At 43.5% G+C, this 11,922-nt stretch carries 6 protein-coding genes and 1 pseudogene; 5 read left to right on the top strand and 2 right to left on the bottom strand.

What is annotated here, in order from left to right:
• Window positions 1-4,106: pentapeptide repeat-containing protein (locus tag F6K37_RS20230; RefSeq protein ID WP_287251737.1), on the bottom strand; the 4,106-nt coding region annotated here is incomplete at its 3' end.
• A 281-nt stretch (window positions 4,107-4,387) separates the two neighbouring features.
• Here F6K37_RS20230 and F6K37_RS20225 point away from each other — a divergent pair.
• Both F6K37_RS20225 and nblS read left to right on the top strand, forming a co-directional pair.
• Window positions 4,388-5,686 carry an MFS transporter gene (locus tag F6K37_RS20225; protein WP_287251735.1) on the top strand — a complete coding sequence of 433 codons (1,299 nt, stop codon included), beginning with the start codon at window positions 4,388-4,390 and terminating at the stop codon, window positions 5,684-5,686.
• A 705-nt stretch (window positions 5,687-6,391) separates the two neighbouring features.
• Window positions 6,392-8,401: a two-component system sensor histidine kinase NblS gene (gene nblS, locus F6K37_RS20220; RefSeq protein ID WP_287251734.1), complete on the top strand. Its 2,010-nt coding sequence runs from the start codon at window positions 6,392-6,394 to the stop codon at window positions 8,399-8,401.
• A 267-nt stretch (window positions 8,402-8,668) separates the two neighbouring features.
• Here nblS and F6K37_RS20215 read toward each other — a convergent pair whose 3' ends face one another.
• A complete protein-coding gene (locus F6K37_RS20215; RefSeq protein WP_008189603.1) occupies window positions 8,669-9,040 on the bottom strand; it encodes a zinc ribbon domain-containing protein in 372 nt (123 codons plus the stop codon).
• A gap of 434 nt (window positions 9,041-9,474) precedes the next feature.
• On the opposite strand from F6K37_RS20215, the gene F6K37_RS20210 reads away from it, so the two are divergent.
• The 3 genes and pseudogenes from F6K37_RS20210 to F6K37_RS20195 all read left to right on the top strand — a co-directional run.
• On the top strand, window positions 9,475-10,716 hold the full coding sequence (locus F6K37_RS20210; RefSeq protein ID WP_287251732.1) for an RNA-guided endonuclease InsQ/TnpB family protein: 1,242 nt from the start codon (window positions 9,475-9,477) through the stop codon (window positions 10,714-10,716).
• A 43-nt stretch (window positions 10,717-10,759) separates the two neighbouring features.
• Entirely contained in the window at window positions 10,760-11,308 is a 549-nt protein-coding gene (locus F6K37_RS20205; RefSeq protein WP_287251731.1) for a hypothetical protein, read from the top strand.
• A 35-nt stretch (window positions 11,309-11,343) separates the two neighbouring features.
• Window positions 11,344-11,922 (top strand): annotated as a pseudogene (locus F6K37_RS20195) (class I SAM-dependent methyltransferase); the annotation flags it as partial.

Here is an 11,922-nt window from a genome sequence, read left to right as displayed (position 1 = left end):
AATTGATTCATCCAAGCTGTAATCTGATCGCGGCGAGTTTCAAAGGTAGAGGCAATCCAGATAAACCCAATTCCGACAAACAGCGCTACCACCCATTTATAAAATGGATAATCAAAGCTAAAAATCAGTAGTTGGTAGATCGCATTAATTAAAAATGTTCCAGTCCCAACATAAAGAAATGCTCTTACTTTCATCGCTAATCCAGCAAAAATTAGCACTACACTAATTCCCCCAGTTAATAACCCAAGCCATTGAGCAGTCCAAAAGGAAACTAAACAAATAATACTAGTCCCGATTAACCGGAGATTGTGACGTATTTGTTTTTGGGGGGGTTCACTTAGATAGGGATCGACTTGGGCAATATAGAGTAAGGATAAACTCAAGGGGAGAACATACCAAAGAGCAGCAGTTAAGTGTAGTTGTCCAAACCAACGGAGCAACATCCAGTCAATTACTACTACACTGATAAAGGTAAACCGAATTTGCTGATTAACAATAGCGAGAATAATATAGAAAGCTGCGATAATCACCAAACTAGCTAAATTACCGCTATAGGGATTTTCTGCAATGGCAATCAAGGGGATTAAGAAAGCAGCGATTTGCCAAGGACGTTTTGACCAACCCCAATTTTCCCAAGGTAGGAAATACAGAAAGTAAGCGACTAAGGATGCGATCGCACCTTTCCAAGGCACTAATGGTCCGGATAACAGACGCGCCACAGGGGTATTTATCCAATACAGCCGCATCCCCCATGCTTCAGCAAAACCTAAATAAACCCAGATTTCTCCAAGCTGGCGATTGGAGCGATTCCGTCCTTGAGAAATAGCATAGATAACTAAAAACGCGCCAGTACTAAATCCCAGCATCATCCCGGATTCAATCGACTCAGTTGTTGCTGCTATTAACAAACAACTACTCCATACCCAATGGAGATGGGAAATAACCTTTAGTTCTTTGGGGGTAAAATGTAGATATCCTTTCAGCCAAGGAGACAATACCCGATAGGCGTACATGATACTAGTCCCAAGCACTGCCATTATAATCAATCCATCCCCTTTTGCTCCTCCTCCTAACTGAGATAATTGATAAAATAACAGTTGATAGGCAGAAACCGATACCCCAAATAGCGCAAGGTAAATTAGAGGTTTAAATTCTGCAAGGCGACGCCCTACCCCAATGGCAATTGTTGCTAGGGCAAAAGAGTATAAACCAGTCCAATTGGTAAAGCTTCCCCAACTTAAGACCGGTCCTAAGCTACCGTATAGTAGGGGAATAATATGCCAGCTACTAGGTATTTTGTAGAGATTAGATCGGCGTCGCCACCAATCTCCTAAAAGTTGAGCAATTAGTCCTAATACTGTATTGGCAACGGCTAAATTGATCAGTGGATGGTCTAATAAGCCCAGGGCTTCTGTAGTTAACAGTTCCACACTCCAACCCATCCCATAAATAGCCCAGTTGGATGGATAAGGAAAACTGCGATACGCGATCGCTCCTAAGGTCACTGCATTTACAATGAGCATAAACCATGTTGGTGACCCAAACCCAATGTAGACTATCAGAGAATAACAAGTCAGCAGAATTAGCTGAAAAATAAACAGTGCGATCGCCCACCCATCCATTGCTTGTGCATACAGTTTTGGGAGGTTAGTTTGTTGAAGGTTAGTTTGTTGAAGGTTAGTTTGTTGAAGGTTAGTTTGTTGAAGGTTAGTTTGTTGAAGGTTGGCTTTTTGAAGGTTGGTTTGTTGATTTGAAGTTTTAAATTGTGATTGGTTATCCTGTATCTTGCTAACACGAAGTAACCAGCTTCGCGATAACCATAAGGTTAAAATAGCGATCGCTCCAACAACCCACCAATCTTGTCCGGACGGTTGGGGAAAGCTAGGGATGCCATCCCAAAGCAAGAATCCGATTAAGCTGATGCCGCATCCTACGGTAATTGCTGCTGATGTTAATTGCTTTAAATAGCGGGTGTTAACCAACATCAGTGCTGTAGCGGACGCTAAACTGATTAACCGCATTCCTGGTATTCCTAGGATCAGCAATTGGGATAAGATGACAGCAACTACACTCAACTGGATTACAAACTTGTCTTGAGGGGGTTGCCAACTGCGATAACCACGTGCTAATCCAGTCAGAGATAATGGAGTGATTAGCCACAACAGACCCCATGCTCTCAGGTAACTATCTGGGTTAATGTCGTAGGCACTATAGTTGACACACAATAATAGATAACTCAGACCAGCTAAACTTAAACCTAAGTGCCAAGCACTCTCTCGCCAGATCTTGACATAGTCAGAAGTAGCGGGCATCTTTAAACTCAAGCTCCATTCTGCTACCATCAGGGCTAATAAAATTGCTGAAAAGCCCCCTAGATGTAGGTTGGGAAAAAGATAGTTAATGGCACTGATAACGGTTGCGATCGCAGTACTGTGGGTTAGGTAGACCCTTAAGCGCAGATGAGGCTTAATCCCTAACCTATCCCGTCGCTGAGTCACAATCCCTAAAGTTATAGCAGAATTAATACCATTAATCGTGAGTAATAGGGGATTGGAAAAACACAGAGTAGTCAGATTAACTCCTATTCCTAGAGCAATGACTTCTGCAAATTCTGCCAGATCATGTTTTTTGCGCTGATATAACCAATCTGCTAACCCAACAATTAAAACCAGATAGGGAAACAGTACTAAACTCAACAATACATAGGGAGTTTCTTGGGAATGGGTTAACGTAGTTGCTGTTTCCAGTAGCCAGGTTTGTATTGATGGGGGAATCAATCGCCATGAAAGCCAAACCATCTGTAAACCAATGGCTAACATGGCGGCTAAATCGGAACGTCGCCAAAATTTTAGTAAACGATTGACAAATAACCAGACCCCCAGCCCACTGACAATCATGGCTTGCCAAGGAAACTCAGCTGCTACACAAACTAACCAACCCACCACCAGCAAGCTACCCCCTAACCAAATCATAGGGAGACGGGGAGACGGGGAGACCGGGAGAGATGGTGCCTGAGGCTTTTGGTATAGCCAGTAGAGAAACCAACCACACATCCCAATCGCTAACCCCAGTTGTTCAATATCGACACCTATGACAAAAATTGCTCTAAATAGCAGGATGCCGATGCCATAAACTAAGATGCGGAAGCCAGCAACATCAAAAATAATCGCTGAATTTTTCTTTCTGGATTCTATATATAAGGTAGCGATGGTGCTACCGATGCCCAAATAAACTGCTCCTATGGGAAATCCAGGGATACCCCAACCCCAGTTTAGGTAACTCAGACCTAAATAATTAATAATCGGTAAGGGGAATGATTGTTGTTGTCGTAATCGTAAAAATCCGTTCCCGTAGCCGCGACCTAAGAGTATCGAACTTAGTACTATCGCACTTAGTGCTACTGTCGCCACTGCTACCACTAGCCAATTTAAGGGATGACGCCACAAGCCAAAGCCATCCATTGCCCAAAAATTGACTGGGATCAGCAACAGACTGACAACTCGCAAGGTTTGGGCTGTTAACGGTAAATTCCCTTGTTTCGTTGTCCAAGCACTAATCCCCCAAAAGCTCAAGGTATAGGCCAGCAATACTCCATACTGTCCAGCAGCTGGGAAATTGTCCCATTGACTAGCAGCCAGTACCCCAGAGGATACCACCACCATAAACATACCCAGAAACAGCAACCAGCGGACACTGAATTCTGCTTGAAGGGATTGCCACATTTGAGCAATCCAGTTGGGTTTCTTAGGTTTGGGTGTCTCCGGTGCAAAGTCATTACTAGCTAAAGGTGACACTAGTTGAGGCGCTGGTTTCGCGACTGATAAAGCAGAAACCTTTGGAGTTACACTAGGTTCTGGTAAAGCACAGGTAAGATGTTCTCGACACAACCGTTTAACAAAGGTTTCCTGAAGCAAACCCAAACGTAACCAAGCATCTAATCCCTCTAAAAGAGCGGGATGGGATGCTTTAGTTTTAAATATGATGTCGATGCTAGTCTCAGAAAGTAAACCTAACTCTTGCCATAGGGCTAAAGCTTCTAACAGTTTAGACTGAGAAGTATTGGTCTTGAGGGCAATAGTGATAGAACCCTCCCGTGGCGATGACATAAGCAATATTCCTAGTTAAATAGGAATGCAAGGGGGGCTGATTTAGGATACAGGTAGTTACTATTGTCCACTAAAGAGCCGGAACCTTGCTAGATACCACATTCCACCCTGTCAACTGTCACAATAGAATCTTAAGGTTGGCAGTTATGACCCTATTAAGCCTTGATTATCAGCACTATTGCACGTCTTGATCAATAGTCGTTAACATAATGCTTCCTGATTAATTATTGCGATTACCCTATACTATTTACTTAGATGTAAAGAATTGTAAATGCTGCTCAATGGCTCAACCCCTCAACCTTTTAACCTTACCGAAATTGCTCAATAAATTATTATCTTTGCTCCCAGCATTAAGGCAGGAGATTTGGATTCTGGCAACCGGTCGATTGTTATTGCACATCGGTCAAGGGTTTACTTTAGTTTATGCCTCGATTTTTTTTGTTAATCAGATTGGTTTATCCGCCACCCAAGTTGGGATGGCTCTAGGGAGTTCTTCAATTTCTGGAGTATTAGGACGCTTGATTTCAGGGACTTTGGCTGATTCCAAGTTTTGGGGACGCAAGAAAACTTTGCTACTCTCGGCAGCTGTTTCTGCTCTAGCAAGTCTTTGTTTAGCGTTTACCTATAATTTCCCAACTCTGGTTATTGCTAACTTACTGATGGGTTTAGGGATTGGTCTATATTGGCCGCCTACTGAGGCAGTTGTCACCGATCTAACCACTCCTGTTCAGCGTAATGAAGCCTTTTCAGTTACTCGTTTAGCTGATAGCTTAGGACTAGGATTGGGAGTTATTGGGGCAGGGCAGTTAATTGCTGCTTCTGGCAGTTACCGTACTTTATTTGTGCTCAAAAGTATTTTTTATGTGATTTTCTTCGTTGTCATTTATTTAGCGATCGCAGAAACAAATAACGTTCAAGAGGTGCCTCAATCCCCTACCCAATCCTGGAAACAAGCACTAAGCGATCGCTTTTTGATGATTTGGTTACTAGGGAATACTCTCTTCACTACCTATGATGCTCAACTCAATAGCATTATGCCCCTCTATTTTGCCAATTTTGTTCCAGGAGGAGGAACAGAAACCGGATTAGCTCCAGAAACGATTAGTCTTATTTTCTTCTGGCATGTCGCCTTTGGTGCCATTTTTCAACTACCTGTTGCCCGCTTTCTAAACCAGTTTCAACGCACCAATGTTCTGATGGTTTCTTTACTACTGTGGTGTGGAGGATTTGTGTTAGTTTGGCTCACAGGAGTTGTTTATAAGTTGGCAGTTATTCCAGCACTTTGTGCTTTGTTACTATTAGCTTTTGCTAAGGTAATTTATCTCCCTTCTGCCTCTTCTTTGGTGGGGGATTTAGCTCCACAATCTTTGCGAGGAGTTTACTTTTCCCTTGAATCTCAGTGTTGGGCAGTAGGTTACTTTATTGGACCATCTTTAGGAGGTTGGGCATTGGATCAATCTCCAGAATTTACCAGTGGTTTTTGGTTAGTGACTGCTAGCAGTGTGGGCTTAGGTCTTGGGATTTTGTTCTATCTGGGCAAGAAGAGTCATGAGGTGATAGGTGTTAGGCATCAGGCTTGAGGCAAATGGTGTTATAGCAGAAGTCAGAAGTCAGAAGTCAGAAGTCAGAAGTAAAACTATTGCTATACTTAGCTTTGAGACTTTTGTCATGTCCTAACTGCCCTGGCGACTGCTATAAGTGTAATATTGCCTACTAATTGAGTATTCAAGCAGCATAATTAAGTGTTTATGCCTCAAAATAATTAAATTATGCTTTATTAATGAAGTTTAAAACTTTAATAGTGAAGCATTAAGCATCATATTGCTTGGGTTAGGATTAGGCTTGATGTCCTAAAACCCGACACCTATGACCTATGACCTAACACCTAACACCTATCATCTGTAAGCATTCAGCAGTCAGGCGTCAGCCGTCAGCTTATTTTATTCAAAGGTGCGCTCTTACCATTAAGAATTAAATTCGCCACGGGTCGCACCTAAAAGTACCGATTGCGCTACTTGAGGTGCTGCGTGAACAGTAGCGTGGCACAGGCTTATAACCTGTGACTTTCCTCATAAACTGTTCGCTTAGCGTGGCCTAAGGACAATGGCTGATAGCTGATAGCTGATAGCTGATAGCTTACTATCATCTTTATTTTCCCATCAAGAGGTCAGGTTTTCTGGCCTTATAATTGGAGGATAGCCAAAAGTAGATACTTTGCCAAAATCAAAGCATCTACCTTTGGAAAGAGTGTTGTTGTCTTCCCTGTTGAGAGAGTTGAACTGACCTTGCTAGCTTTGCTAAAAACCCTTATCGACATTATCAGGCATTGGTGGTCGGAGTTTACCCTCCAGACCAAGCTAATGGCAGCAGCCACTCTGGTTGTCTCATTGCTCATGAGTGGCTTGACCTTCTGGGCGGTGAATACGATTCAGCAGGATGCTAGGATGAACGACACTCGCTTTGGTCGTGATCTCGGTCTCTTGCTGGCTGCCAACGTTGAACCTCATGTTGCGGCAAATAATTTCGACGAACTAGCTCGCTTTTCCAGCCGCTTCTACACTAGCACCTCCAGTGTGCGTTACATTATCTATGCTGACGAGGATGGGGAAATAATCTTTGGTATTCCTTTCTCCGCAGCAGAAGTAAAGAATTCTTTAACCATTAAGCGTCGGATTGAGCTACCCGAGGGCTACGCCAAAAACTCTGATCAGCCCATGGCACGGCAGCACCTGACTCCTGATGGTCAAGTCACTGATGTGTTTGTTCCCTTAATTGACGAAAACAAATACTTAGGGGTTTTGGCTGTGGGCATTAACCCTAACCCTACGGTGGTGGTTTCTTCCAATTTAACAAGAAATGTTACCATTGCTGTGTTTATCTCGATCTGGGTGATGGTGATTTTAGGTGCAGTGGGGAACGCCTTGACTATCACTAAGCCCATTAAAGAACTACTAGTAGGGGTGAGAAATATTGCTGCTGGTAATTTCAAGCAGCGGATTGAGATGCCTTTGGGAGTAGAACTGAGGGAATTGGTGTCTAGCTTCAATGACATGGCAGAGCGTTTAGAACGCTATGAGGAGCAAAATATTGAAGAACTTACCGCAGAAAAAGCTAAGTTAGAGACTCTAGTTTCCACAATTGCCGATGGTGCTGTACTGATTGATACCAATTTTCAGGTAATGTTAGTCAACCCGACAGCACGGCGGATTTTTGGTTGGGAGGAGCAAGACATTGTCGGTAAAAATGTCCTATACCATCTCCCTGATGTGGTCACAATGGAACTAACACGACCGCTGTATCAAATGGCTACAGCGGATAAACAGACAGAAACAGAACGGGAATCCCGCGAAGGTGAAGAGTTTCGTATTACTCTGACCAAACCGGTCTCTCGCACCGTTCGCATTCTCCTAAGTAAGGTACTCAACCAATACCGGGAAAATATTAAGGGAATTGCTATCACTGTTCAGGATATCACCCGTGAGGTGGAGCTTAATCAGGCAAAAAGCAATTTCATCAGCAATGTTTCCCACGAACTCAGAACACCTCTATTTAACATTAAATCATTTATCGAAACCCTCCACGACTACGACGAAAAACTTAGCGAAGCTAAGCGCAAGGAGTTTCTTGACACGGCTAATCGGGAAACTGACCGACTAACCCGTCTAGTTAACGATGTCCTAGATTTATCACGGCTGGAATCTTGTCGAATTTATCAACTCGAACCCTTTGACATTGTTCGACCTATAGAGCAAACCCTGCGCACTTATCAGCTCAACGCTCGTGACCAAACTATTGAACTGGCTCAGGAGATTGAACCAGATTTACCACCAGTTATGGGTCACTACGATTTGTTGCTCCAAGTCTTGGCTAATTTAGTGGGCAACTCTTTGAAATTCACTGAGTCTGGTGGACGAGTGGTAATTCGTGCTTATCAATTAGAACCCGAACTCAATACCAAAGAAGGAAAAGACAGGGTGCGAATTGAAATCTCGGATACGGGAATTGGCATTGCTCCAGAAGACCAACAGGCGATTTTTGACCGATTTTTCCGGGTAGAAAACCGAGTTCATACCCTGGAAGGGACGGGATTGGGGCTTTCAATTGTCAGAAACATTATCGAAAGACATCATAGCCGAGTAAACTTAGTCAGTGAAGTGGGAGTTGGGACAACATTCTGGTTTGATTTAGAGGTGTGTGAAGAACAAAAAATTACGGTTAAAGAACATTTGCAAGTAGACACCTCACAGACCATACCAACCGACTCACCCGCTACTAGTAATCTGTCAATTTCGTAGCGCTTAGTACTATCATGTCTAGTCAATTAAATTTTGACGGAGTACTAGCTTGTAGGGTGGGCAAAAACAGTTTGTTTCTTTTGATTATTCTAAATAATATTACTTTGCCCACCCTACTTTAATTGGTATTTTTTTTACACGCAAGTCCCTTACCTCTTTTATTCAAAAGCACCTCAAGTAGCGTGCCCATAGCCCATAAGCTGATACGCGACACGCTGATAGCTGAATGCTTACGTCAATTCAATTTTGACGGAGTACTAGTTGACTTTAACTAGTGGCCATCAGGGCTAGCAAAAAGCTAGCAGCGATTAATACCAATAGACCTAGTAAGGCTGGGTTCCTTTGACCCCAAAGCCTGACGGATTCAAGTAAGCCACGCTGGGGATTATAAATCTGCTCAGGCTCTGAGGTACTTTCGGAACTATCCTCGTAAAGGGTACACTGCTTAGCATAGGGACGTTGGGGAAAGGTGCAGGTATCATCAGCATGATAGGTACAGGTTTCACACAAGGGGGTATTTCCTGTGGTTTGGTGTAAGGTAATCCCCGGATGACCATAGGCTTTAAGGATTGCTCCACAATGGGGACAGGTAATCACCTTGCTATTGATAGGTTGATGGCATTTGGGACAATTGATCATTAGTCATTAGTCATTTCTCAATAGTCATTTCTTAATCTTAACTGTCTTGCACATCCAGCTGATTTCCCTTCTTTGCCTCTTTAGCGTTTAACAAAACTCGCGGAATTCCCCACCCTCTTCCAGGGTGTTGAAGTTACCGTAAGTAGAGTGGAGCCTTTATGGTTGGTCGGCTATGGGAAAAAGGGTTAAAACTGTTTGATTAAGGCTCCACTCTACTAAGGCGCGCGTCTCTAGGATGGATAGCGAGACAGAAAATTTATTTTATCCCTTGACACCTTACTGTGAAATACATATAATATTAAGCATGGTCGAGTTTGAAGTTACCGTAAGAATAAAGAAGCCTTAATCACAAAGATTTAACCCTTTTATGCATAGCCGACTAACCATAAAGGCTTCTTTATTCTAAGGTTTCATCTCCAACAAGTTTGAGTGCAATGAAACATAAAGCCGTCAAAGTTAGAATTTATCCCACACAAGAGCAAATTCAAGTGTTAGCTCAGCATTTTGGATGCGCTCGTTGGTGGTGGAACTATGCTTTGAATCAGTGCATAGAAACCTACAAAGAAACTGGCAAGGGGCTAAAACAATCTGCACTCAACTCTATGTTGCCAAAGCTCAAAAAACAAAAAGAGACTGAATGGCTAAAAGATTGTTACTCTCAGGTTTTGCAATCCGTGAGTCTCAATCTTAGTCGTGCATATCAAAATTTCTTTGAGGGTAGGGCTGAATATCCTAGGTTCAAATCATATCATCATCGCCAATCAATTCAGTATCCCCAGAACGTAAAACAAGTTGGCAACTACTTGAAGTTCCCTGGAAGATTAGGCATTATCAAAGCAATAATCCATCGACCACTAGATGGAGAAATGAAAACTGTAACCGTTAGCAAGACTCCATCTGGAAAATATTATGCTTCTGTGTTAATGGAATATGAGCCGGATGATTTGCAGCCTTCCACAAAAGGAAATGTGATCGGAATTGATTTGGGTATTAAGGATTTTGCTATTACCTACGATGGCGAAAAAACTTCCAAGTTTGGGAATCCAAAGCACTTAGCCAAGTCCGAAAAGAAACTGACTAAAAAACAGCGTATCGCTGCCCGAAAGAAAAAAGGCAGCAATGGACGCAAAAAGGCCAGAAAGATTGTAGCCAAGGTATACGAACGGATTGGAAATGTCCGCCAAGACTACCTGCATAAACTATCTAGAAAGATAGTTGACAACAACCAAGTGGTGGTAGTCGAGAACCTAAATGTCAAGGGCATGGTATGCGCTACGCGCACGCTACGCGAACGTAACCATAAATTAGCTAAAGCAATATCTGATCTGGGTTGGGGAACCTTTGTAAACTTCCTGTCTTATAAGTGCGAAAAAGAAGGAAAGGTATTAGTTGAAATAAACCGATGGTTTCCTAGTTCCAAAACCTGCTCTAATTGTCATTACCGAATCAAGGAGTTGCCACTGGATGTCAGGGCTTGGACTTGTCCAAGTTGTGGAACTCACCACGACAGAGATGGTAATGCGGCAAAGAATATTAGAGCAGAAGGGATCAGAATGCTATCCTCCTCTGGGACGGGGGAGGTCAACGCCAGTGGAGAAGAAGTAAGACCAAGACGTGGACGCCCGTCCAAGTTAAGGCATTCTTCCGTGAAGCTGGAAGCCCCGACTTGGCCGTAGGCCACGCTTCGCGAACAACGAAGTAAGTCGGGGTAGTTCACTCATGTCCCCCTACTTAATTATTTGCCCCGGTATCCATGAGCCCCAACTGACCCAGGATTTTTTAGCAAGTTTGGATCTATCAAGTTCCTGGACTGAGAAAATCTTAATTTTTCCAGCTCAGGACTACCCAGCTTATTCAGCTATTCATATTTTAGAGTTCTTGCAACGTCACATTGGTTTGGTCAAGACTCCCATAGTCTTGATCGGTTTCAGTGCTGGGGTAGTGGGTGCGATCGCAGCAGCTTGGGGTTGGCAGCTACTGGGAGGTTCCATCCAAGCATTGATCGCTATTGATGGCTGGGGTGTGCCTCTGTATGGCAATTTTCCCATCCACCGGATTAGTCACGATTACTTTACCCACTGGAGTTCAGCGCTATTGGGGGCAGGGGAAGACAGTTTCTATGCAACACCCGCAATAGGCCATTTGGACTTGTGGCGTAGCCCTTGTCAGTGCCAAGGCTGGTGGGTTCAGGTGCCATTAGGTGAGCAACCCCCACATCGAACTTATCTAACTGCGGCTGAGTTTATTATCGAGTTATTAGCTAGATAGTAAAATTTGCTTCAGTATCACCAGGTTGAACTATTGTGGAAGATCACGAAAGAGTAACAATTGCTGAGTATCAAGCAACAGCAGAATCTTTCCGGGAAGGCACCTGGAATCATGATGTGTCTCAAAATCGCAACGCCTTGGTGGATGCTATGCCCCGCAATCCAGGCAAGATTCTGGATTAGGAGGTGGTCCTGGTAGAGACTTGGTTGTTTTTAAAGACCAAGGTCATCAAGTGATTGGTCTCGATGCTACACCAGCATTTGTGAAGATGGCGCAACAGGTTTCAGGATGCGAGGTTTGGCAGCAATCGTTTCTGAACCTCAAGCTGCCACCAAAGAGCTTTGATGGGATCTTTGCCAATGCATCCCTGATTCATATTCCCCGTGCTGCGATGGTTAGGGTACTTAAGGATTTAAAGCGATCGCTTGTTAGCAATGGTGCCATAGTTATGTCAATGATTCGTGGTGATCATGAGGGTTATAGTGTTCGTCCAACCGGCTATCGCTATGTTGTAGGTTGGGAATATCAAAGCTTGGCTCGCTGTGTTGAACAAGCAGGATTTGAGATTTTTGATCATTACTACCGCCCACCTGGTTTACCCTGTGAGCAGCAAT

This window comes from Moorena sp. SIO4E2, assembly GCF_010671945.1.
Lineage (GTDB): Bacteria > Cyanobacteriota > Cyanobacteriia > Cyanobacteriales > Coleofasciculaceae > Moorena > Moorena producens.
This window is presented reverse-complemented; position numbering and strand designations above follow the sequence as displayed.

Coding starts and splice junctions, on each gene's coding strand:
- F6K37_RS20215 (WP_008189603.1), bottom strand. CDS start 9,040: ATGATCAATTGTCCCAAATGCCATCAACCTATCAATAGCAAGGTGATT.
- F6K37_RS20205 (WP_287251731.1), top strand. CDS start 10,760: ATGTCCCCCTACTTAATTATTTGCCCCGGTATCCATGAGCCCCAACTG.
- F6K37_RS20210 (WP_287251732.1), top strand. CDS start 9,475: ATGAAACATAAAGCCGTCAAAGTTAGAATTTATCCCACACAAGAGCAA.
- F6K37_RS20225 (WP_287251735.1), top strand. CDS start 4,388: ATGGCTCAACCCCTCAACCTTTTAACCTTACCGAAATTGCTCAATAAA.